The organism is Mesorhizobium sp. M1348 (assembly GCF_040317925.1).
GTDB lineage: Bacteria > Pseudomonadota > Alphaproteobacteria > Rhizobiales > Rhizobiaceae > Mesorhizobium.
In genome coordinates this window covers 1-21,167 of the sequence record NZ_JAMYLH010000050.1, presented here as the reverse complement: position 1 = coordinate 21,167, position 21,167 = coordinate 1, and the positions used below count along the sequence as shown (strand labels likewise).

Genomic DNA, 21,167 nt, shown 5'->3' with positions numbered 1-21,167 from the left:
ATACGAGATCTTGGCAGCGACGTAGTTGAGCCCCCAGGAAAACGTCAGCCCGACCATGATTGCGGCTGCCGCCAGATCGACCGCGTCACGGCGGTCGAGGGTTTCTGTGGCGACGCCCACCAGCGCTAGTCCTCGGCACTCTGCTCGTCAAAGCCGAGCAGGTTCCAGCTCTGGCGCATATGCGGCGGCATCGGAGCGGTGACGTCGACAAAACCCTTGTCGGGATGCGGGATGACGATGCGGCGCGCGTGCAGATGCAGCCGGTTCTGCATGCCGCCGGGAAAATCCCAGTTGGTGTCGGCCTCGAAATATTTGGGGTCGCCGATGATCGGGCAACCGATATGGGCGGCATGGACGCGAAGCTGGTGGGTACGCCCGGTATAGGGTTCCATCTCCAGCCAGGACAGGGTCTGCGCCGCCCGCTCGACGATGCGGTAATAGGAGACGGCGTGATCGGCGCCCTTTTCGCCATGCTTGGCGATGCGCACACGATCGCCGTCGGGCGTCGGTTCCTTGATCAGCCAGGTCGAGATCTTGTCCTCGCGCTTCGGCGGCACGCCCTTGACCAGCGCCCAGTAGGTTTTCTTCGTCTCACGCGCCCGGAACGCCTCGGCGAGTTTCATGGCGGCGAGCCTTGTACGGGCGACAACCAGCACACCCGACGTGTCGCGGTCGAGCCGGTGCACCAGGCGCGGCTTCTCGCCCTTCTGGTTGCGCCAGGCTTCCAGCATGTCGTCGACATTGCGGGTGACTCCCGAGCCGCCCTGGACCGCCAGGCCGGCCGGCTTGTTGAAGACGAAGACCTTCGGGTCCTCATGGATCAGCATCTTGGCCAAGACATCGGCGTCGCCCTGGTTGCGGATCGAATGGCCTGTCAGCGGGCTTTCGCCTTTCTTGTCGACTTCGAGCGGCGGCACTCGGACCGTCTGGCCGGCTTCGACGCGTGTATCGGCCTTCACCCTGCCGCCGTCGACGCGGATCTGGCCGGAACGCAGCAGCTTCTGGAGATGACCGAAACCGAGACCGGGGAAATGGGTCTTGAACCAGCGGTCGAGCCGCATGCCCGCCTCGCCGGTATCCACAGTGATCTGTTCAACGCCTGCCATGATTCCAATCGCCGTTTTGCGAACATGCAACGGCATTCGCCGGCACCCGCAATCTCACTCGGTTATTCGTTGTCGGTTCCATATTGCAGAACCTGAACTTTCTCCAGCGTAATCAAACCACTTGTCATGATTGTTTCAAGCACGGGCAGGAAAGCGGCCAATTTTTCCTCGCTATCGACGATCTCGATGACGAGTGGCAGATCCTCCGATAGGCGGAGGATCTTCGTGGTGTGAAGCCGGCTGGAATGGCCGAACCCCATCGCGCCGCGCAGGACGGTCGCGCCGGCGATCTGCATTTCGCGGGCCCTCAGCACGATGACCTCATACAGCGGACGGCCATCTGCCTTGTCGTTTTCGCCGATAAATATGCGCAGCAATTGTGCCTGTGTTGGTATCTTCATTGCCTGGACCCTCTCAGCCGGTTGAGGCGCACTGCAAAGATGTGGCCAAGCCAGACGGCGGCAAGCCACGCCACCACGGAGATCGCGATATTGAGTCCCGCCGCCACAAGCCTCCCGTCTTGCGCGAGGGTGAGTGTTTCAAGGCTGAAAGCGGAGAAGGTCGTCAGGCCGCCGCAGAAGCCGGCCGTGAAGAACTGGCGCTGCAGCGGACCGGCGAAGACGCGTCCATCCGGTCCCGTCAATGTCGCGTAGAAGCCGATGAGGAATGAGCCGACGATGTTCACGAGGAGCGTGCCGAAGGGAAATCCAGCGCCCCACAGGGCAGTGCTCGTCGATGAGGCAAGCGCCCGCAGCACACCGCCGATCATGCTGCCTGCGGCTACTGTCGCATAGAGCCGAACCGTTTCGTTGGTTCTGCGCCAACCACTGAGGCGCCCGCCACGCCCTGCCGCGGCAGTGTCCGTCCCGTCGTGGCGGAGCTTCCGCGGGCCGCTCACGGCGCGCCGCTGCCAGTCAGAAGACTTCCCGCTGCAAAGCCCAGCGTCACGCCGCCGAGGCTCAGGAAAACCGAAAGCAGCACATTGCCGCCGGCGCGCAGCCATTCGCCGTCGCGCGCCAGCGCCAGCGTCTGCAGGCTGAAGGAAGAGACCGTGGTGTAGCAGCCGAGGCCGCCGGTAACGGCAAAGGCCCAGATGGCGGGCATGCCGTCGCGCGCCACCGCATGCGCAACGACTCCGATTGCAAACGCTCCCGAGACATTGACGGCCATCGTGCCCCAGGGAAAGGTCTCGCCGACCCGACGGGCGACGAAGCCGGATAGGAAGAAGCGGGCCATTGCACCGATCGCGCCACCAAGGCAGACAAGCAACAGATGATACATCGTGCTTCCTCGCGCCGGTCACACCACGGTGTCAGGCGGCTCCGGCCTTCTTCGGCTTGCTGGAGCCGATCATCTTCCAGTTCTTGTAGAACATAGCATTGATGCGCTCGACGCTGACCGAAACGATGGCGAGAAGAGCGGCGATCAGGCCGGGGAATGGCGATGGCCGGATGATGTCCATGAACACGCAGTAGCGGCGCCCGTCATACTCGTTGACCGAGCGATGCAGCAGCGTGTCGTCGAAGATGAACAGCGGGTTTTCGTGCCAGTAATTCTTGGCGTTGCCACACTGGACGAACACTTCCGATTTCACCGGGATGAGGTTGTAGAGAATGCGCAGGCTGAGCCGGAGCGGGCCAAAGTGCCAGGAAGTCGATTCCCTGCCGCTGAACACAGAGACGGCAATCGTCTTGATGTATTTGAAATCCTTGTTGAATTCGGCGACGTTGTCTATTTTGTGCTTGCCATACCACTGATAGACATACATGCCGCGCCGGCCGCTGCCGAAATTGGCGTCGATGTCGGCGATGATCTCGTCCTTGCGTGCCTTGAAGACATCCAGGACCTCGTTGACCTCGCGCTGGTAGTCCGGAGGAAACTGGTCCAATTTCCAGACACCGCGGTTTCTATAGCACAGCAGATCCACCAGCAGATTGAAGGGCGAAAGCAGCCAGGTGAAGATGCCGTTGCCCAGGAAATAACCACTGAACAGCGCCCAATTCTTGTTGTCGTTGCGCAACACGTCGATCAGGCCGAGGACGATGAAAATCGTCGTCAGAATGGGAATGAAATAGAAGCCGAGCGCCAGCAGCGGGATCGCTATGGCGAACTTCCGAAGGGTTTTGCGAGATTTTTTTGTCATTTTTCCACGCGCCAGGCGCGATTCCGTTCTGAATATCGTCGGTACGTTCTGGCCTGTCCGCCGGCCGAAGGCGCATCTTGATAGGGTTTTTTATCCCGCCAGACAACGGCGATCACACCAGTGTGCGATCGGCGACTATTTTTCCCGCTCGCTGCGCAGCTTCGCCCAATAGTCCAGCCGCTTCCTGATATCGCGCTCGAAGCCGCGCTCGGGCGGGTCGTAGAATGTCTGCCTTCCCATCTTCTCCGGAAAATAGTCCTGGCCGGAAAAAGCGTCGGGCTCGTCGTGGTCATAGCGATAGCCGGCGCCGTAATCTTCCTGTTTCATCAGCTTGGTCGGCGCATTGAGAATGTGCTTGGGCGGCAGCAGCGAACCGAATTCCTTCGCCGCCTGTGTGGCGGCCTTGAACGCGGTATAGACTGCATTGGATTTCGGCGCGGTGGCGAGATAGACGGTCGCCTCGGCGAAGGCCAGTTCGCCCTCGGGCGAGCCCAGATAGTCGTAGGCGTCCTTGGCGGCGTTGGCGACGACGAGCGCCTGCGGGTCGGCCAGCCCGATATCCTCCATCGCCATGCGCACCAGCCGGCGCCCGAGATAAAGCGGATCTTCGCCGGCGTCGAACATGCGGGCGAGATAGTAGAGTGCCGCGTCGGGGTCGGAGCCGCGCACCGATTTGTGCAAGGCTGAGATCAAATTGTAGTGGCCGTCCTGGCCCTTGTCGTAGATCGGTGCGCGGCGCTGGACGATGCGCTGCAGGGCCTCGGCGCCGAACACCTCCTTTGATTTCGCTGCGCGCCAGACCTCTTCGGCGAGCGTCAGCGCCGCGCGGCCGTCGCCGTCGCTCATGCGGATGAGCATCGCCCGCGCGTCTTCATCGAGCGGCATCGCCCTACCCTCTGCCTCCTCGGCCCGCGCCAGCAGCTTGGCGATGCTGTCCTCGCCGAGCGAGTGAAAGACCAGCACACGCGCGCGCGACAACAGCGCGGCGTTAAGCTCGAAGGATGGATTCTCCGTGGTGGCGCCGACCAGCACGACGGTGCCGTCTTCCATCACGGGCAGAAAACTGTCCTGCTGGGCGCGGTTGAAGCGATGGATCTCGTCGACGAACAGCAGTGTCTGGCGGCCGTTGGAGCGGCGCAGCTTCGCTGCCTCGAACACTTTCTTCAGGTCGGCAACGCCGGAAAACACCGCCGAGATCTGTTCGAAGGCGAGGCTTGTCTCGCCGGCAAGCAGCCGTGCGACCGTGGTCTTGCCGGTGCCGGGCGGGCCCCAGAAGATCATCGAGCCGAGCGAGCCGGAGCCGATCAGCCGCGTCAGCGCGCCGTCGGGTCCGGTCAGATGCTCCTGGCCGACGACCTCGCCGAGATTCTTCGGGCGCAGACGGTCCGCCAGCGGCCTGCCGGGCGGCGTCTTTTCCGGTTCATCGACACTGAACAGATCGGCCATGCAACTTCTTCTGCCTGGAGCCCGATCATGCTGACGGTCGGGCTCAGTAACGCAACACCTGGCGCAGTATCTGCCCGCCGCGCTCGACGGTAAAGCGCCACCAGCGCGTATCCTGCTGGGCTACCTGTTCCAGGGTCGCCGCCTTGTCGATCGTCAGGCCATTGACCTCACGCACGATGTCCCCTGGCTGGAAGCCAAAATCGGCAGCGGGCGAATCGCGGTTGATGTCGACCACGGTTACGCCTTTGACATCGGTGCGCAGACCGAGCCGTTGGGCAAGCCGTGGCGACAGTTCGGCAATCTTGGCACCGGAAAACGGGCTGCGGCCGCGCAATGTGAGTTCCGCAGCTTTGGCGCCCTCAGGCGGCCGTTCCAACGCGATGTCCATCGTCGCTTGCTGACCCTTGCTCAGAACGCCGAAGCTGGCATTCGTACCAATCGACAGCGTCGCCATCCGGTAGTCCAGCGCCCCGACGCTCTCGACCGGCCTGCCATTGAGCGACAGCACCACGTCGCCAGGCTTGAGCCCTGCCTTGGCAGCAGGTCCCGCCTCTTCGACCGAAGAAACCAGCGCGCCGGTCGGTTTGTCCATGCCGAGCGATTCGGCAATCTGCGGCGTCACCGCCTCGAACTCGGCACCGGCATACGGCCGCTCGAAGAAGTCGAGCCCGGCCTTGGCCGCATCGGCGAAAGCGCGAACCATGTTCGAAGGGATGGCAAAGCCGATGCCGATCGAGCCGCCGCTACGGCTATAGATCGCCGTGTTGATGCCGATCAGTTGCCCTCCCATGTTGACCAGCGCGCCACCGGAATTGCCGGGATTGATGGCGGCGTCGGTCTGGATGAAGAAGCTGGAATCGGAGACGCCGATATGGCTGCGCGCAACCGCCGAAATGATGCCGCTGGTGGTGGTCTGGCCGACACCGAACGGATTGCCAATCGCCAGCACTAGGTCGCCGACCTCGAGCGCGTCGGAATCGCCGATAGCGATCACCGGGAACGGCTTGTCAGAAGAAATCTTGAGCACGGCGAGGTCGAGCGTCTCATCCTTGAGCAGCACCTTGCTGTCGAATTCGCGCCCGTCGGCGGTCGCGACCTTGACCTGGTCAGCGTCCTTGACGACATGGAAATTGGTGACCACGACGCCGGTGGGATCAACCAGCACCCCCGAACCGAGCGAAGACTGCGCGCGCGGCTGCGAGCGGCCGAAGAACTCCTCGAAGAACGGATCGCCGTCAAAGGGCGACGTCACCTTGGCGGTCTGCGAGGCGTAGACATTGACCACGGCCGGGGCCGTCTGCTTGACCAGCGGCGCGAAGGACAGCTGCACCTCCTCGCGGCCGAACGGCACGCGCTTGTCGGGGCCGGAAGTGGCGTTTTCGCCTTCGACGCCATGCAGCAGATCGGTCAGCACGTCGGACAGACCGGGATCTGGCTTGGTCTCCTCCGCCAGCGCGTGCCTGGCCGCCGGCACGACGGCCAACGCCATCAAGGCGCAGATCAGAACAAGGGACAGCCGTTTAACGCGCATTCCGAATCCTCCAAGTCGGGCGCCATTGTCCTGACGATTGTGCAAAATGAAAGGCTAAGCCGCTGAAATCCGATTAATTTGGGTGGTCGCCGCAAAAACCGGTGACAAAACGCCTACCAGCCCTGCCCGGCACCTTCGGAAACAGAAAAAGGGGCCCGCAGGCCCCTTTGAACTTCTCAGGACAACCGAAGCTTATGCAGCTGCGGCTTCCTCTTCGGTGCCTTCGGCCTCGATGCGGGCGCGGTCGCCGGCGCCTTTGGCCGAGGTGTCGCGGTCGACGAACTCGATGACCGCCATTGCCGCATTGTCACCGTGGCGAAAGCCGGCCTTCATGATGCGCAGATAGCCGCCATTGCGAGTGGCATAACGCGGCGCGATGGTATCGAACAGGCGCTTGACGACGCCTTCATTGCCGATCTGGGCAATCACCTGCCGGCGGGCATGCAGGTCGCCGCGCTTGCCGAGCGTCACCAGCTTCTCGACGATCGGACGCAAATCCTTCGCCTTCGGCAGCGTGGTGAGGATCTGCTCGTGCTCGATAAGCGACACGGCAAGGTTGGCAAACATCGACTTGCGATGGCTTATGCTGCGGGCGAACCGGCGGCCTTTAAATCCGTGGCGCATGGCTCTTCTCCTTCATTGCGGGTTCAAGAGGCCTGAGCCTCAGTATTGATCTTCGTAACGCTTGGCGAGGTCTTCGATGTTTTCCGGCGGCCAGTCCGGCACTTCCATGCCGAGATGCAGGCCCATCGCCGCCAGGACTTCCTTGATCTCGTTCAGTGACTTGCGGCCGAAGTTCGGGGTGCGCAGCATCTCGGCTTCGGTCTTCTGGATCAGGTCGCCGATATAGACGATGTTGTCGTTCTTCAGGCAGTTGGCCGAACGCACCGAGAGCTCGAGCTCGTCGACCTTCTTGAGCAGCGCCGGGTTGAAGGCAAGCTCGGTAACCTGTTCGGCGGCGACTTCCTTCTGCGGCTCGTCGAAATTGACGAACAGGCCAAGCTGGTCCTGCAAGATGCGAGCGGCGAAGGCCACCGCGTCCTCGCCCGAGATCGAACCGTCGGTCTCGATGGTCATGGTCAGCTTGTCATAGTCGAGAACCTGGCCCTCGCGGGTGTTCTCGACCTTGTAGGAGACCTTCTTGACCGGCGAATACAGGCTGTCGACGGGGATCAGCCCGATCGGCGCGTCTTCGGCGCGGTTGCGGTCGGCCGGCACATAGCCCTTGCCGGTGTCGACGGTGAATTCCATGCGGATTTCAGCGCCTTCGTCCAGCGTGCAGATGACGTGGTCGGGATTGAGGATCTCGACGTCGCCAACCGTCTGGATGTCACCGGCGAGGACCGCGCCCGGTCCCTGCTTGCGTACGACCATGCGCTTGGGGCCGTCGCCTTCCATGCGGATGGCGATTTCCTTGATGTTCAAGACGATGTCGGTCACGTCCTCGCGCACGCCGGCGATGGACGAGAATTCATGCAGAACGCCGTCGATCTGCACGGCGGTCACAGCCGCGCCACGCAGCGAAGACAGAAGCACGCGGCGCAGCGCGTTGCCGAGGGTGAGGCCGAAGCCGCGCTCGAGCGGCTCGGCGACCAGCGTGGTCAGCGTCTTCTTCTTCGACGAGAACTCGATCTTGTTCGGCTTGATCAGTTCTTGCCAATTTTTCTGGATCATAGTGCTTTCCTTCCGTTGTCCCGCCACCATCCAATCGTGGCGGGCGACCTGGAATGCCGTGGAGGAGCGCCCTTGAGGCGCTCGCGCGGCGTTCGGTAAATTCTTTAGACGCGGCGCTTCTTGCGCGGGCGGCAGCCATTGTGCGGGATAGGCGTCACATCACGGATCGAGGTGATGGTGAAGCCGGCTGCCTGCAGCGCGCGAAGCGCCGATTCACGACCGGAGCCGGGTCCACAGACCTCGACCTCGAGCATGCGCATGCCGTGTTCCTGGGCCTTCTTGGCAACATCCTCGGCGGCCATCTGGGCAGCGAACGGGGTCGACTTGCGCGATCCCTTGAAGCCCTGGGCTCCGGCCGACGACCAGGCAATGGAATTGCCCTGCGCGTCGGTGATGGTGATCATCGTGTTGTTGAAGGTCGAGTTGACGTGGGCAACGCCCGACGAGATGTTCTTGCGTTCGCGACGGCGAACACGAGCGGCTTCCTTGGCCATGATAGTCCTTTCAGTTGATCTCTACACCGCCGTAATGCCAGCGGCTCCACCTTCGTAAGGGAGTAGGGGAATAGGGCAGTAAGGGAGTAGGGAAACGCGCAATCCAATTGGCGGCTGTTCCCTATTGCCTTACTGCCCTACTCCCTTACTGCCCTAAATTACTTCTTCTTTCCGGCAATCGACTTGGCTGGGCCCTTGCGGGTGCGCGCATTGGTGTGCGTGCGCTGACCACGAACCGGCAGCGAGCGGCGGTGACGCAGGCCGCGATAGCAGCCGAGGTCCATGAGCCGCTTGATGTTCATCGACACTTCGCGGCGCAGATCGCCCTCGACCTGGTAGTCGCGGTCGATGGTCTCGCGAATCTGCAGCACTTCCGCGTCGGTCAGCTGGTTGACGCGGCGCTCGGCCGGGATGCCGACCTTGTCGACGATCTCCTGGGCGAACTTCTTGCCAATGCCGTGAATATACTGAAGCGCAATGACGACGCGCTTGTTGGTCGGAATGTTGACGCCGGCTATACGAGCCATGTTCTTCTCTTCTCCATATAGGCCGGACGAGCCGGCGCTTCAAGTTGCCCCGCGTCCGGTGGAGGCCGGCCCTTGCGGGAGTTTCCAGTTCAAAGCGGCCTGCCTTGCCCTTGCGGACAAGCAAGCCTCATGCCTGATAGGAAGACGGGCCGCCATACCCCAGCGGACCGCTCCAGTCAAGCGCAATCGTTCGATTCTCTAGCCGGCCGCCTGGCCAACCTGCCGGGTTGTCGCCCTGAGCACCGCCTCGATCTGCTGCGTCACCGCATCGATGTCGGCCATGCCATCGACGCCCCTGAGTTTGCCCTTGGCGTAGTAGTAGCCGATCAGCGGCGAGGTTTTCTTGTAATATTCCCTCAAGCGTTCTTCGAACACCGCTGGACTGTCGTCCTTGCGCACCGGCAGGCCTGCGGCCTTGGCTTCTTCGGCGCGCTTGACGATTCGGCCAACCAGCGCCTTGTCGTCGACGACAAATTCGATGACCGCGTCGAGCTCCAGTCCGCGATCCGACAGCATTTCCTCAACGGCGTCCGCTTGCACCAGGGTTCGCGGGTATCCGTCAAGGATGAAGCCATTTGCGCAATCAGCTTGATCGATGCGCTCAGCCACGATGGCGTTGACGATAGCGTCGGACACCAGTTCGCCAGCGTCCATCACCGCCTTGGCGCGTTTGCCGACTTCGGTGCCGGCCTGAACAGCAGCACGCAGCATGTCCCCCGTGGAAAGCTGTGGGATGCCGTGTCGTTCTACCAGTCTCAGTGCTTGTGTCCCCTTGCCCGCCCCCGGCGGTCCAAGCAATATCAACCTCATCTGGCCTTTTTCCCCCCGCGCAGCTTCGACTTCTTGATCAGGCCCTCATACTGGTGCGCGATCAGGTGACCCTGAATCTGCGCCACCGTATCGAGCGTTACACTGACCACGATCAGGAGCGAAGTGCCACCAAGGTAGAACGGTACGCCAGTCGCTGAAATCAGGAACTCAGGCAGCAGACAGACCAGCACCAGATAAATGGCGCCGACGACGGTGATGCGGGTGAGCACATAGTCGATATAATCCGCAGTGCGCTCGCCCGGACGATAGCCCGGGATGAAGCCCGAATGCTTCTTGAGCTGGTCGGCGGTGTCCTTCGGATTGAAGACGATCGCCGTATAGAAGAAGGCGAAGAACACGATCATCGCCGCGTAGAAGGCCATATAGAGCGGCTGGCCGTGGCCGAGCGCCGCTAGGATGGTGCTGGCCCAGGCAGGCATGTTGGTCGTCTGTGAGAAGCCGGCAACCGTTGCCGGAAGCAGCAGCAGCGACGAGGCGAAGATCGGCGGAATGACGCCGGAGGTGTTGAGCTTAAGCGGCAGATGCGAGGTATCGCCCTGGAACATGCGATTGCCGACCTGGCGCTTGGGATACTGGATCAGCAGGCGGCGCTGCGCGCGCTCGAAGAAGACGATCAGCGCGATGACGATGATGGCCAGCACGATGATTGCCAGGATCAGGCCGGTCGACAGGGCGCCGGTGCGGCCAAGCTCCAGCGTGCCGGAGATGGCGCGCGGCAAGCCGGCGACAATGCCGGAGAAGATGATCAGCGAAATGCCGTTGCCGATGCCGCGAGCGGTGATCTGCTCGCCAAGCCACATCAGGAACATGGTGCCGCCAACCAGCGTGACGACGGTAGAGATGCGGAAGAACATGCCGGGATCGTTGACGATGCCGTTGCCGCCCTCAAGCCCGACCGAAATGCCGTAGGCCTGAACCAGCGCCAGAAGCACGGTGCCGTAGCGCGTGTACTGGTTGATGATCTTGCGGCCCTGCTCGCCTTCCTTCTTCAGCGCTTCCAGCGATGGAATGACCGAGGTCATCAGCTGCATGATGATTGAAGCGGAGATATAGGGCATGATGCCAAGGGCAAAGATCGCCATGCGCTGCACGGCGCCGCCGGCGAACATGTTGAACATGCCGAGCACGCCCTTGCTCTGCGACGAGAAGGCCTGGGCGAAAGCGTCGGGATTGATGCCGGGCAGCGGGATATAGGTGCCAAGACGGTAGACGAGCAGCGCGCCGATGGTGAACCAGATGCGCTTCTTCAGATCCTCGGCTTTGGCGAAGGCCGAAAAATTCAGATTCGAGGCTAGTTGTTCAGCAGCCGAAGCCATGCCTGATTCTCCGCTTGGTCACGCTCGATGCCCGCAGCTCAGGCGGCGCGTGTCACCGAAGCTCACGAGATAAGCTCCGGACTGCAAACATGCAAGCGGCCGCGTTGATGCGGCCGCCACATCTGTCGGATCAAAGCACGACCGAAGGCAAAACCGAATTCCACCTTTGCCGACCGTGCTTCAAATTGCCGTTACTCGGCGGCTGCCTTCTCAGGCAGCTTCACCGAGCCGCCGGCCTTTTCGATCTTCTCGATCGCGGCCTTGGAGGCTCCGGCCACGTCGAAGGCAAGCTTGGCCTTGATGTCGCCGTCCGAAAGGATGCGCACGCCGTCCTTGACCCGACGGATGACGCCGGCCGCAACCAGCGCCTCGGCCGTCACAACAGTCTTAGCGTCGAGCTTCTTGGCATCGAGCGCCGCCTGGATGCGGGCCAGCGACACGACGGTGAAGCTCTTGGCGAAGATATTGTTGAAGCCGCGCTTCGGCAGGCGGCGGTAGAGCGGCATCTGGCCACCCTCGAAGCCGTTGACGGCGACGCCGGAGCGCGCCTTCTGGCCCTTGACGCCGCGACCCGCGGTCTTGCCCGAACCGGAACCGATGCCACGGCCAAGACGCTTCTTGGAATGCGTCGCGCCGTCGTTGTCACGCAGATCGTTAAGTTTCATCTGGGTTCTCCTGCGCTTTGGCTCAGCCCTCGTCCACGACGCGGACGAGATGCTGGACGGCAGCGATCATGCCGCGCACCGAGGGCGTATCCTCAAGCGTGCGCTGCTTGTGCATCTTGTTGAGGCCGAGGCCGACCAGCGTTGCGCGCTGCTCCTTCGGCCGGCGGATCGGCGAACCGATCTGCTCGACGGTGATGGTCTTGGTTGCTTTCTTGGCCATGGTCAGATCCCTGGTCAGCGTCGACTATTCTTCAGTCGCAACGGCGGTGCCGCGGCGGGCCTGAAGGGTCGAATACTTGATGCCGCGCGCGGCAGCCACATCCTTCGGATGCATCTGGCTCTTCAGCGCGTCGAAAGTGGCGCGAACCATGTTGTAGGGGTTCGAAGAACCCATCGACTTGGCGACCACGTCATGCATGCCGAGAGTCTCGAAAACGGCGCGCATCGGGCCGCCGGCGATGATGCCGGTACCTTGCTTGGCGGCGCGCAGCAGAACACGTCCCGCGCCCCAGCGTCCCTCGACGTCATGGTGCAGCGTGCGGCCCGAGCGCAGCGGCACGAAAATCATGTCGCGCTTGGCCGATTCGGTCGCCTTGCGGATCGCCTCCGGCACTTCGCGTGCCTTGCCGTGGCCGAAGCCGACACGGCCCTTCTGGTCGCCGACGACGACGAGTGCCGCGAAGCCGAAGCGCCGGCCGCCCTTGACGACCTTGGCGACACGGTTGATGTGGACGAGCTTGTCGACCATGCCGTCGTCGCGCTCTTCGCGATCACGGCCGCGGCCGCCATCCCTACGTTCCTGTGCCATATCCTGTTCCTTTTTTTTTTCCGGAAGCACGGTTGATGATGATATCGGCACCTCTGTGGGTCGCCGGGGGCGAATTTCGTTTTTAGAAGCTCAGACCACCTTCACGGGCAGCCTCGGCCAGCGCCTTGACGCGGCCGTGGTAGATGTAGGCGCCGCGGTCGAAGACGACTTCCTTGACGCCGGCCTTCGAGGCACGCTCGGCGATCAGCTTTCCGATGGCAGCTGCGGCCGCGGTGTCGGCGCCGGTCTTGAGCGAACCCTTGAGCTCCTTCTCGAGCGTCGAGGCAGCAGCGATGGTGTGGCCCTTGGCGTCGTCGATCACCTGGACGTAGATGTTCTTCGACGTGCGATGGACCGACAGGCGCGGGCGATCGCCGGCAACCTTCTTGATTTGGCGGCGGACGCGCTGAGCGCGGCGTTGGGTGGATTCTTTCGAGCCCATGATGTCAGTTCCTTGCCTTCAAAAAACGGGGGCAACCATATGCGGTAGGACAAGCCTCCCGCGACCGCTCCCCGCGGCGTTAAAATTACTTCTTCTTGCCTTCCTTGCGGACGATCTTCTCGCCAGCATAGCGAACGCCCTTGCCCTTGTAGGGCTCGGGGCTGCGATACTCGCGGATTTCGGCGGCAACCTGGCCGACCTGCTGCTTGTCGATGCCGGTCACCGTGATTTCCGTCGGCTTCGGCACCGAAATCGTCACGCCCTGCGGCGTCTCGTAGACGACGTCGTGGCTGAAGCCTAGCGCCAGCTGCAGGTTCTTGCCCTGCATGGCGGCGCGATAGCCGACGCCGGTGATCTCGAGCTTCTTTTCGAAGCCGTCCTTGACGCCCTGCAGGATGTTGACGATCTGCGTGCGCGACATGCCCCATTTGGAGCGGGCGGTCTTGGTCTGGTCGCGCGGCTGGACAGCGATCTCGCTGCCTTCCATCTTGACCAGCACTTCGTCGTTCACCACGAACTTCAGCTCGCCCTTCGGACCCTTCGCCGTCACGGTCTGGCCGTTGACGGTCGCGGTCACGCCCTGCGGCAGCGAAACGGGTTTCTTTCCAATACGAGACATTTTGTTGTCCTCGTCACTTCTCTTGTTTCAGGTCTCAGCTTTCGGGACTTGATCCCGAAAACCTGTTTCCAACCGGGTCACATACCAGATCAGAAGATCTGGCAGAGGATTTCCCCGCCGACATTCTGTTCACGCGCTTCGTGGTCGGCCATCACGCCCTTCGGCGTCGAAAGGATGGCGATGCCGAGGCCGTTGGCGACGTGCGGTATCGACTTGGCCGAAACGTAGACGCGGCGGCCGGGCTTCGAGACCCGGGCGATTTCGCGCACCACCGGCGCACCGTCGAAATACTTCAGCTCGATCTCGATTTCGGACTTGCCGTTGTCGAAGTCGGTCTGGCTGTAGTCGCGGATATAGCCTTCGGCCTTCAGCACGTCGAGGACGCGGGTGCGCAGGCGCGAAGCCGGCGTCGAAACGCTCGACTTCTTACGGCCGTACGCGTTGCGGATGCGGGTCAGCATATCGCCGAGAGGATCGCTCAATGACATGTTATGTCCTCCTTACCAGCTCGACTTGACCAGGCCCGGGATCTGGCCGTTATTGCCGAGATCACGAAGCGCGATGCGCGATACTTTGAGCTTGCGATAATAGGCACGCGGGCGTCCGGTGACTTCGCAGCGGTTGCGGATGCGGGTCTTGGCCGAGTTGCGCGGCAGCGCCGAAAGCTTCAGCTGGGCGCGGAAGCGCTCTTCCATCGGCTTGGACTGATCCATGATGATCGCCTTGAGCACCTTGCGCTTGGCAGCGAACTGGTCCGCAAGCTTGCGGCGCCTGTTGTTCTTCTCGACTGAGCTGGTCTTTGCCATTTCAGATTTTTCCTTTTCTCGCTGCCGTTACTGGCGGAAGGGGAAGTTGAAGGCCTTGAGCAATGCCCTGGCTTCGTCGTCCGTCTTCGCAGTCGTACAAACGATGACGTCCATGCCCCAGATCTGATCAACCTTGTCGTAGTTGATCTCCGGAAACACGATGTGTTCCTTGATGCCCATGGCATAGTTGCCACGGCCATCGAAGCTCTTCGGGTTGAGCCCGCGGAAGTCGCGGACGCGCGGCAGTGCGATGTTCACGAGGCGGTCGAGGAACTCGTACATGCGTTCCTTGCGCAGCGTGACCTTGGCGCCGATCGGCATCTTCTCGCGGACCTTGAAGCCGGCGATCGAGTTGCGGGCGCGGGTGACAACGGCCTTCTGGCCGGCGATCATTGCAAGGTCTTCCGCCGCGATCGAAGGCTTCTTCGAATCGCCGGTTGCCTCGCCGACGCCCATGTTCAGGACGATCTTGTCGATGCGCGGAACCTGCATTTCGTTCTCGTAGCCGAACTGCTCCTGCAGCGCCTTGCGAATGGTCTCGTTGTAGACCTGCTTGAGGCGCGGCGTGTTCTGGGCAGTTGCCTGCTTGGTTTGAGCCTTAGCCATTGATGACTTCTCCCGAGCGCTTGGCGACGCGCACCTTCTTGCCGTCCTTCTGGAAGATGAAGCCGACGCGGGTCGGCTTGCCATCCTTGGGGTCGGCCAGCGCGATGTTCGACAGCTGGATCGGCGCTTCCTTGGTGATGATCCCGCCCTCTTGGGACTGGGACTGCTTCTGGTGACGACGGATCAGGTTGACGCCGCGCACCAGCGCGGTGTCATCCTTCGGCTGCACCGAAAGGACTTCGCCCGAACGGCCCTTGTCCTTGCCGGCCAGCACGACGACCTTGTCGCCTTTTCTAATCTTTTGCATTGGTCCGGCTCCTTACAGCACTTCAGGCGCGAGCGAGATGATCTTCATGTGGTTCTTGGCGCGGAGTTCGCGCGGAACCGGTCCGAAGATACGCGTGCCGATCGGCTCTTTCTTGTTGTCGACGAGAACGGCTGCGTTCTTGTCGAAACGGATCACGCTGCCGTCCGGGCGGCGGATGTCTTTGGCCGTGCGAACCACGACCGCCTTCATCACATCGCCCTTCTTGACGCGGCCGCGCGGGATGGCTTCCTTGATCGACACCACGATGATGTCGCCCACGGAAGCGTATTTCCGCTTCGAGCCGCCCAGCACCTTGATGCACATGACACGACGGGCGCCGGAATTATCCGCGACGTCGAGGTTTGTTTGCATCTGAATCATGACTGGCCGCCTTCTTCTTTTCTAACGGGACGGGTTTCTCACCCCTCCCCGGTCTGTCCAAAATTCGTTTCGTTCGCCCTGATCAGGCCTGGTCCGAAGACACCACGACCCAGCGCTTGTCCTTGGAAATCGGCTTCGATTCCTGGATGAACACCTGATCGCCGACCTTGTGGGCGTTGTTCTCGTCGTGCGCCTTGTACTTCTTGGTCATGCGCACGGTCTTCTTCATCACGGGATGCGTGAAGCGCCGTTCGACCTTGACGACAACCGTCTTCTCGTTCTTGTCGCTGACGACGGTGCCCTGCAGAATGCGCTTTGGCATGGTTTTCGTCCTTAAGCCTTCTTGGCCGCGGACTTTTCCGCAGCGATGGTCTTGATACGCGCAATGTCCTTGCGGACCTGCCTCACGCGCGCGGTCTTCTCAAGCTGGCCAGTGGCCTTCTGGAAGCGCAGGTTGAACTGCTCCTTCTTCAGGCTGGCCAGGTCGTCGGTCAGCTGGTCCTGGGTCTTGGTCCGGATGTCTTCGGCTTTCATGATCAGCCCGTCCTTATTCTGCGATGCGCTGTACGAAGCGCGTCCTGACCGAGAGCTTGGCCGCGCCGAGACGCAGCGCCTCACGGGCGGTTTCCTCGTTGACGCCGTCGATCTCGAACATGATGCGGCCCGGCTTGACACGTGCCGCCCAGTAGTCGACCGCGCCCTTGCCCTTGCCCATACGGACTTCGGTCGGCTTCGACGTCACCGGCACGTCCGGGAAGATACGGATCCACACGCGGCCGGCACGCTTCATCTCGCGGGTGATCGCGCGGCGGGCCGCCTCGATCTCGCGCGCGGTGACGCGGTTCGGCTCAAGCGCCTTCAGCCCGAATCCACCGAAATCCAGATTGGTGCCGCCCTTGGCGGTACCGTGGATGCGGCCCTTGAACTGCTTGCGGAACTTTGTGCGCTTTGGCTGCAGCATCGTTCTAACTCCAAATTCCTAACTGTCTTACGCGTTTTCGCGACGGCGACCGCGTTCGCGCTCACCACCACCGCCATGCGCATGATCGCCCTCGGTGGCGCGGCGCTCCGAAGCCATCGGGTCGTGCTCGAGGATCTCGCCCTTGAACACCCAGACCTTGACGCCGCAGATACCGTAGGCCGTATTCGCCTCGGCCGTGCCGTAGTCGACATCGGCGCGCAGCGTATGCAGCGGCACGCGGCCTTCGCGATACCATTCCATGCGCGCGATCTCGGCGCCGCCGAGACGGCCGGCGCAGTTGATGCGGATGCCTTCGGCACCGAGGCGCATCGCCGACTGCACGGCGCGCTTCATGGCGCGGCGGAACGCGATGCGGCGCTCGAGCTGCTGAGCGATCGACTGGGCGACCAGGGTCGCGTCGATCTCCGGCTTGCGCACTTCGACGATGTTCAGATGCGTCTCTGACTTGGTCATCTCCATCAGCTTCTTGCGAAGCTTCTCGATGTCGGCGCCCTTCTTGCCGATGATCAGGCCCGGACGCGCCGCATGGATGGTGACGCGGCACTTCTTGTGCGGACGCTCGATCACGACCTTCGAGATCGCAGCCTGCTTGAGTTCCTTCTCAAGATATTTGCGGATCTTGATGTCCTCGTGCAGCAGCTTGCCGTACTCGCCTGTATTCGCGAACCAGCGCGAATCCCAGGTGCGGTTGATGCCGAGACGCAGACCGATCGGATTGACTTTCTGGCCCATTATGCGGCCTCCCCTTTTTCTTCGACTTCACGAACGACGATCGTGAGGTGCGAGAACGGCTTCTCGATACGGCTGGCGCGACCACGGCCACGGGCATGGAACCGCTTCATGACGATCGACTTGCCGACATAGGCTTCCGCCACGATCAGCGCATCGACGTCGAGGTCGTGGTTGTTTTCCGCGTTGGCGATCGCCGATTCCAGCGTCTTCTTGACCGTGCCGGAAATCCGCTTGGCCGAGAATTCGAGGTCGGAAAGCGCTGTCGCGACCTTCTTGCCGCGGATCAGCGCGGCAACCAGGTTCAGCTTCTGCGGGCTGATACGGATCGTGCGCAACACGGCGCGCGCTTCGTTGTCAGCAAGCCTGCGCGGAGCTTTGGCCTTGCCCATGATTATTTCCTCTTCGCCTTCTTATCCGCGCCGTGACCGTAATAGGTCCGGGTCGGAGCGAATTCACCGAACTTGTGACCGACCATGTCCTCGTTCACCGAGACGGGAACGTGCTTCTGGCCGTTGTAGACACCGAAGGTGAAGCCGACGAACTGCGGCAAGATGGTGGAGCGGCGGCTCCACATCTTGATCACCTCATTGCGACCACCTTCACGAACCTTGTCCACCTTCTTCAGAAGGTAGCCGTCGATGAAGGGGCCTTTCCAAATCGAACGAGTCACTTGGCGTTACCTCTTCTTAGCTCTTGCGCTGATGGCGCGAGCGCAGGATGAACTTGTCGGTCGCCTTGTTGGACCGCGTCTTCTTGCCCTTGGTCGGCTTGCCCCAGGGCGAAACCGGATGGCGGCCACCCGAGGTGCGGCCTTCGCCGCCGCCATGTGGATGGTCGACCGGGTTCATGGTCACGCCGCGATTGTGCGGACGTTTGCCACGCCACACGGTGCGGCCTGCCTTGCCGTCATTGATGTTGCCGTGGTCCGGGTTGGACACGGCACCGACAGTGGCCATGCAGGAGCCGTGGACGACACGCTGCTCGCCCGAGTTGAGGCGCAGGATCGCCATGCCCTGGTCGCGACCGACGAGCTGGCCATAACCACCGGCCGAACGGGCGACCTGAGCGCCCTTGCCGGGCTTCAGCTCGATATTATGGACGATCGTGCCGACCGGCATCGAGGCCAGCGGCATCGCATTGCCCGGCTTCACGTCGACCGATTCACCGGCCACGATCTTGTCGCCGGGAGCCAGACGCTGCGGGGCGATGATGTAGGACAGCTCGCCATCGTCATACTTGATCAGCGCGATGAAGGCGGTGCGGTTCGGATCGTACTCGATACGCTCTACCGTGCCGACGACGTCGAACTTGCGGCGCTTGAAGTCGATGATACGGTAGGTGCGCTTGTGACCGCCGCCGATGAAGCGGGCCGTGATGCGGCCGTAATTGTTGCGGCCGCCCGACTTGGTCAGGCCTTCGGTCAGGCCCTTGACGGGCTTGCCCTTGTAGAGGCCCGAGCGGTCGACGATGACCAGCTGACGGGTGCTCGGCGTTACCGGGTTGAATTTTTTCAGTGCCATTGTTCTGTCCTCGCGACCTTGCTCAGAGACCCGTCGCGACGTCGATCGACTGGCCGTCGGCCAGCGTCACAACCGCCTTCTTGACGTCGCTCTGGCGGCCGATCGTGCCGCGGAAGCGCTTGATCTTGCCCTTGCGGACAAGCGTGTTCACGGCCATCACCTTGACGCCGAACAGCGCTTCGACGGCGGCCTTGATTTCCGGCTTCGACGCCTTCTTGGCGACATTGAAGACGACCTGGTTCTGCTCGGAAGCCATGGTCGACTTTTCGGTGATCGCCGGCGAGACGATCACGTCGTAGTGACGAAGGTCGGTCATTTGAAGCGCTCCTCGAGAGCCTCGACGGCGGCCTTGGAAAGGACCAGCGTGCCGCGGCGCAGAATGTCGTAGACGTTGATGCCCTGGATGGGCAGCACGTCGATGTTCGGGATATTGGTCGCCGCCAGCTTGAAATTCTTGTCAAGCTCGGCGCCGCCGATCACCAGGGCGTTGCTCAGGCCCAGCGTCGCGAAATTCGCGATCAGTGCCTTGGTCTTGGCCTCGGTCAGCTTCAGCTCGTCGATGATGATGATCGACGCGCTCTTGGCCTTGGCCGAAAGCGCATGCTTGAGACCGAGCGCACGAACCTTCTTCGGCAGATCGTGCTCGTGGCTGCGCACAACCGGGCCGTGGGCCTTGCCGCCGCCGCGGAACTGCGGAGCGCGAGCCGAATGGTGACGGGCGCGGCCGGTACCCTTCTGCTTGTACATCTTGGCGCCGGTGCGCGCGATTTCCGCGCGACCCTTGGCCTTGTGCGTGCCCTGCTGCTTCTTGGCAAGCTGCCAGCGCACGACGCGCTGCAGGATGTCCTCGCGCGGATCAAGGCCGAAAATCTCTTCGGAGAGCTTCAGCTTGCCGGCGTCCTTGCCGCCAAGCGTTGTAATCTTGAGGTCCATTATTCCGCTCCCTCTGTGGCCGGGGCCTCGTTCGTGGCGGCACCATCGGTCGCAACGGCGCGGATCGCGGCGGGCTTCGGCGCATTGGCCGGAAGCGCCACCTTGGCCGCGTCGCGGACCAGGATCCATGCACCCTTCGAACCCGGGACCGCACCGCGGATCAGGATCAGGCCGCGATCGGCGTCGGTCGAGACGACCTCGACATTCTGCGTGGTGACGCGGGTATCGCCCATGTGGCCGGCCATATGCTTGCCCTTGAACACCTTGCCCGGATCCTGGCGCTGGCCGGTCGAGCCGTGTGTACGGTGCGACACCGAGTTGCCGTGCGTCGCGCGGCCGCCACCCATGTGGTGCCGCTTGATGACGCCCTGGAAGCCCTTGCCGATCGTGGTTCCCGTCACATCGACCTTCTGGCCGACGACGAAATGCTCGACGGTGATCTCGGCGCCGACATCGATCATGTTGTCGGCGGAGACGCGGAACTCGGCAACCTTGGCCTTGGGCTCGACGGAAGCGGTCGCGAAATGGCCGCGCATCGCCTTCGACGTGTTCTTCACCTTGGCAAGGCCAACGCCGAGCTGGACGGCGGTATAGCCGTTCTTCTCCTGCGTGCGCTGCGCCACGACCTGGCAGTTCTCCATCTGGAGAACAGTGACGGGAACATGTTCCCCGGCATCGTTGTAGATGCGGGTCATTCCCACCTTCTTTGCAATCACACCTGAACGCATCGGTTCAATTCCTTTAGAGTTCCCTGTCGGGGCTGTCGCCCCTCCACGCCTCTTGTTCCTTCAGAGTTCCGGGTCGCCCCGCTGACCTCTGGTTCCTTAGAGCTTGATCTCGACGTCGACACCGGCGGCCAGGTCGAGCTTCATCAAAGCATCGACCGTTTGCGGGGTCGGGTCGACGATGTCGAGCAGACGCTTGTGCGTGCGCATCTCGAACTGCTCGCGGCTCTTCTTGTCGACGTGAGGCGACCGGTTGACCGTGAACTTTTCGATCCGCGTCGGCAGCGGAATGGGGCCGCGGACGTTGGCGCCGGTGCGCTTGGCGGTCGACACGATTTCCCGTGTCGAGGCGTCGAGCACCCGGTGATCAAACGCCTTCAGGCGGATGCGGATATTCTGTCCGTTCATGCGTCACTTCCTTGTTCTGGCGCGGCGCGGGCAGCGCCCGCGACAGATCGGTTTAAGTCCAAATTACTCTTTGATGGTGACGACGATGCCGGCACCGACGGTGCGGCCGCCTTCACGGATGGCGAAGCGCAGCTTCTCTTCCATGGCGATCGGCACGATCAGCTC

35 protein-coding genes and 1 pseudogene are annotated in these 21,167 nt (G+C 62.2%); all 36 read right to left on the bottom strand.

The features are described 5' to 3' along the window. Window positions 1–120 (bottom strand): annotated as a pseudogene (locus NKH13_RS34250) (EamA/RhaT family transporter); the annotation flags it as partial. Between the two features lie 5 nt (window positions 121–125). Continuing rightward, window positions 126–1,106, bottom strand: coding sequence for an RluA family pseudouridine synthase (locus NKH13_RS34245; RefSeq protein WP_352917219.1), 981 nt, complete (start codon window positions 1,104–1,106; stop codon window positions 126–128). Window positions 1,107–1,168: 62 nt separating this feature from the next. Continuing rightward, a complete protein-coding gene (locus NKH13_RS34240) occupies window positions 1,169–1,507 on the bottom strand; it encodes a DUF190 domain-containing protein (RefSeq protein WP_352917218.1) in 339 nt (112 codons plus the stop codon). After that, complete coding sequence (locus NKH13_RS34235; RefSeq protein WP_352917216.1) at window positions 1,504–1,875, bottom strand: CrcB family protein; 372 nt, start codon at window positions 1,873–1,875, stop codon at window positions 1,504–1,506. The genes NKH13_RS34240 and NKH13_RS34235 overlap by 4 nt, the downstream gene beginning before the upstream one ends. A gap of 125 nt (window positions 1,876–2,000) precedes the next feature. Further along, entirely contained in the window at window positions 2,001–2,387 is a 387-nt protein-coding gene (crcB, locus tag NKH13_RS34230) for a fluoride efflux transporter CrcB (protein ID WP_352917215.1), read from the bottom strand. Between the two features lie 31 nt (window positions 2,388–2,418). Next, complete coding sequence (locus NKH13_RS34225; RefSeq protein WP_352917213.1) at window positions 2,419–3,249, bottom strand: aspartyl/asparaginyl beta-hydroxylase domain-containing protein; 831 nt, start codon at window positions 3,247–3,249, stop codon at window positions 2,419–2,421. A 135-nt stretch (window positions 3,250–3,384) separates the two neighbouring features. Beyond that, window positions 3,385–4,695 (bottom strand): replication-associated recombination protein A, encoded by a 1,311-nt coding sequence (locus tag NKH13_RS34220; protein ID WP_352917211.1) that lies wholly within the window; start codon window positions 4,693–4,695, stop codon window positions 3,385–3,387. Between the two features lie 43 nt (window positions 4,696–4,738). Further along, entirely contained in the window at window positions 4,739–6,226 is a 1,488-nt protein-coding gene (locus tag NKH13_RS34215; RefSeq protein WP_352917209.1) for a DegQ family serine endoprotease, read from the bottom strand. A gap of 192 nt (window positions 6,227–6,418) precedes the next feature. Further along, on the bottom strand, window positions 6,419–6,850 hold the full coding sequence (gene rplQ / locus NKH13_RS34210; RefSeq protein WP_023675127.1) for a 50S ribosomal protein L17: 432 nt from the start codon (window positions 6,848–6,850) through the stop codon (window positions 6,419–6,421). 39 nt (window positions 6,851–6,889) lie between these two features. Further along, window positions 6,890–7,900 (bottom strand): DNA-directed RNA polymerase subunit alpha, encoded by a 1,011-nt coding sequence (locus tag NKH13_RS34205; RefSeq protein WP_023675128.1) that lies wholly within the window; start codon window positions 7,898–7,900, stop codon window positions 6,890–6,892. Between the two features lie 104 nt (window positions 7,901–8,004). Further along, complete coding sequence (gene rpsK / locus NKH13_RS34200) at window positions 8,005–8,394, bottom strand: 30S ribosomal protein S11 (RefSeq protein ID WP_006205444.1); 390 nt, start codon at window positions 8,392–8,394, stop codon at window positions 8,005–8,007. A 158-nt stretch (window positions 8,395–8,552) separates the two neighbouring features. Then, window positions 8,553–8,921 carry a 30S ribosomal protein S13 gene (rpsM, locus tag NKH13_RS34195; RefSeq protein WP_006205445.1) on the bottom strand — a complete coding sequence of 123 codons (369 nt, stop codon included), beginning with the start codon at window positions 8,919–8,921 and terminating at the stop codon, window positions 8,553–8,555. 198 nt (window positions 8,922–9,119) lie between these two features. Further along, window positions 9,120–9,731, bottom strand: a complete 612-nt coding sequence (locus tag NKH13_RS34190; protein WP_352469152.1) for an adenylate kinase — start codon at window positions 9,729–9,731, stop codon at window positions 9,120–9,122. Then, window positions 9,728–11,068 carry a preprotein translocase subunit SecY gene (secY, locus tag NKH13_RS34185; protein WP_023675130.1) on the bottom strand — a complete coding sequence of 447 codons (1,341 nt, stop codon included), beginning with the start codon at window positions 11,066–11,068 and terminating at the stop codon, window positions 9,728–9,730. The genes NKH13_RS34190 and secY overlap by 4 nt, the downstream gene beginning before the upstream one ends. Window positions 11,069–11,259: 191 nt before the next feature. Next, window positions 11,260–11,733, bottom strand: a complete 474-nt coding sequence (rplO, locus tag NKH13_RS34180; protein WP_352721947.1) for a 50S ribosomal protein L15 — start codon at window positions 11,731–11,733, stop codon at window positions 11,260–11,262. Between the two features lie 22 nt (window positions 11,734–11,755). Further along, on the bottom strand, window positions 11,756–11,953 hold the full coding sequence (gene rpmD, locus NKH13_RS34175; protein WP_006205449.1) for a 50S ribosomal protein L30: 198 nt from the start codon (window positions 11,951–11,953) through the stop codon (window positions 11,756–11,758). A 24-nt stretch (window positions 11,954–11,977) separates the two neighbouring features. Further along, the gene (rpsE, locus tag NKH13_RS34170) at window positions 11,978–12,541 is read right to left on the bottom strand and encodes a 30S ribosomal protein S5 (protein ID WP_006205450.1); all 564 of its coding nucleotides are present in this window, start codon (window positions 12,539–12,541) and stop codon (window positions 11,978–11,980) included. An 82-nt stretch (window positions 12,542–12,623) separates the two neighbouring features. Beyond that, on the bottom strand, window positions 12,624–12,983 hold the full coding sequence (gene rplR, locus NKH13_RS34165; protein WP_023675132.1) for a 50S ribosomal protein L18: 360 nt from the start codon (window positions 12,981–12,983) through the stop codon (window positions 12,624–12,626). An 85-nt stretch (window positions 12,984–13,068) separates the two neighbouring features. Further along, on the bottom strand, window positions 13,069–13,602 hold the full coding sequence (gene rplF, locus NKH13_RS34160) for a 50S ribosomal protein L6 (protein ID WP_023675133.1): 534 nt from the start codon (window positions 13,600–13,602) through the stop codon (window positions 13,069–13,071). Between the two features lie 89 nt (window positions 13,603–13,691). After that, entirely contained in the window at window positions 13,692–14,090 is a 399-nt protein-coding gene (rpsH, locus tag NKH13_RS34155) for a 30S ribosomal protein S8 (protein WP_006205453.1), read from the bottom strand. 12 nt (window positions 14,091–14,102) lie between these two features. Beyond that, window positions 14,103–14,408, bottom strand: a complete 306-nt coding sequence (rpsN, locus tag NKH13_RS34150) for a 30S ribosomal protein S14 (protein ID WP_023675134.1) — start codon at window positions 14,406–14,408, stop codon at window positions 14,103–14,105. 27 nt (window positions 14,409–14,435) lie between these two features. Further along, a complete protein-coding gene (gene rplE, locus NKH13_RS34145) occupies window positions 14,436–15,014 on the bottom strand; it encodes a 50S ribosomal protein L5 (RefSeq protein ID WP_008875670.1) in 579 nt (192 codons plus the stop codon). Next, window positions 15,007–15,321: a 50S ribosomal protein L24 gene (gene rplX / locus NKH13_RS34140; protein ID WP_254817150.1), complete on the bottom strand. Its 315-nt coding sequence runs from the start codon at window positions 15,319–15,321 to the stop codon at window positions 15,007–15,009. The genes rplE and rplX overlap by 8 nt, the downstream gene beginning before the upstream one ends. A 12-nt stretch (window positions 15,322–15,333) precedes the next feature. Beyond that, window positions 15,334–15,702 carry a 50S ribosomal protein L14 gene (gene rplN / locus NKH13_RS34135; protein WP_006205457.1) on the bottom strand — a complete coding sequence of 123 codons (369 nt, stop codon included), beginning with the start codon at window positions 15,700–15,702 and terminating at the stop codon, window positions 15,334–15,336. Window positions 15,703–15,784: 82 nt separating this feature from the next. Then, complete coding sequence (gene rpsQ / locus NKH13_RS34130; RefSeq protein ID WP_023675136.1) at window positions 15,785–16,024, bottom strand: 30S ribosomal protein S17; 240 nt, start codon at window positions 16,022–16,024, stop codon at window positions 15,785–15,787. A gap of 11 nt (window positions 16,025–16,035) precedes the next feature. Then, on the bottom strand, window positions 16,036–16,236 hold the full coding sequence (gene rpmC / locus NKH13_RS34125) for a 50S ribosomal protein L29 (RefSeq protein WP_006205459.1): 201 nt from the start codon (window positions 16,234–16,236) through the stop codon (window positions 16,036–16,038). A gap of 13 nt (window positions 16,237–16,249) precedes the next feature. After that, window positions 16,250–16,663: a 50S ribosomal protein L16 gene (gene rplP, locus NKH13_RS34120; protein ID WP_006205460.1), complete on the bottom strand. Its 414-nt coding sequence runs from the start codon at window positions 16,661–16,663 to the stop codon at window positions 16,250–16,252. A gap of 27 nt (window positions 16,664–16,690) precedes the next feature. Beyond that, complete coding sequence (gene rpsC, locus NKH13_RS34115; RefSeq protein WP_023675137.1) at window positions 16,691–17,416, bottom strand: 30S ribosomal protein S3; 726 nt, start codon at window positions 17,414–17,416, stop codon at window positions 16,691–16,693. Beyond that, the gene (gene rplV / locus NKH13_RS34110) at window positions 17,416–17,805 is read right to left on the bottom strand and encodes a 50S ribosomal protein L22 (protein ID WP_006205462.1); all 390 of its coding nucleotides are present in this window, start codon (window positions 17,803–17,805) and stop codon (window positions 17,416–17,418) included. The genes rpsC and rplV overlap by 1 nt, the downstream gene beginning before the upstream one ends. 2 nt (window positions 17,806–17,807) lie before the next feature. Next, window positions 17,808–18,086 carry a 30S ribosomal protein S19 gene (rpsS, locus tag NKH13_RS34105; protein WP_006205463.1) on the bottom strand — a complete coding sequence of 93 codons (279 nt, stop codon included), beginning with the start codon at window positions 18,084–18,086 and terminating at the stop codon, window positions 17,808–17,810. 16 nt (window positions 18,087–18,102) lie between these two features. After that, window positions 18,103–18,936, bottom strand: coding sequence for a 50S ribosomal protein L2 (gene rplB, locus NKH13_RS34100; protein WP_023675138.1), 834 nt, complete (start codon window positions 18,934–18,936; stop codon window positions 18,103–18,105). 22 nt (window positions 18,937–18,958) lie between these two features. Then, entirely contained in the window at window positions 18,959–19,252 is a 294-nt protein-coding gene (locus tag NKH13_RS34095) for a 50S ribosomal protein L23 (RefSeq protein ID WP_006205465.1), read from the bottom strand. Continuing rightward, window positions 19,249–19,869, bottom strand: coding sequence for a 50S ribosomal protein L4 (gene rplD, locus NKH13_RS34090; protein ID WP_023675140.1), 621 nt, complete (start codon window positions 19,867–19,869; stop codon window positions 19,249–19,251). Before rplD ends, NKH13_RS34095 begins: the two co-directional genes overlap by 4 nt. Next, on the bottom strand, window positions 19,869–20,597 hold the full coding sequence (gene rplC / locus NKH13_RS34085) for a 50S ribosomal protein L3 (RefSeq protein WP_023675141.1): 729 nt from the start codon (window positions 20,595–20,597) through the stop codon (window positions 19,869–19,871). The genes rplD and rplC overlap by 1 nt, the downstream gene beginning before the upstream one ends. A gap of 96 nt (window positions 20,598–20,693) precedes the next feature. Then, window positions 20,694–21,002, bottom strand: coding sequence for a 30S ribosomal protein S10 (rpsJ, locus tag NKH13_RS34080; protein ID WP_006205468.1), 309 nt, complete (start codon window positions 21,000–21,002; stop codon window positions 20,694–20,696). Window positions 21,003–21,065: 63 nt separating this feature from the next. Then, window positions 21,066–21,167: EF-Tu C-terminal domain-related protein (locus NKH13_RS34075; protein WP_152536282.1), on the bottom strand; the 102-nt coding region annotated here is incomplete at its 5' end.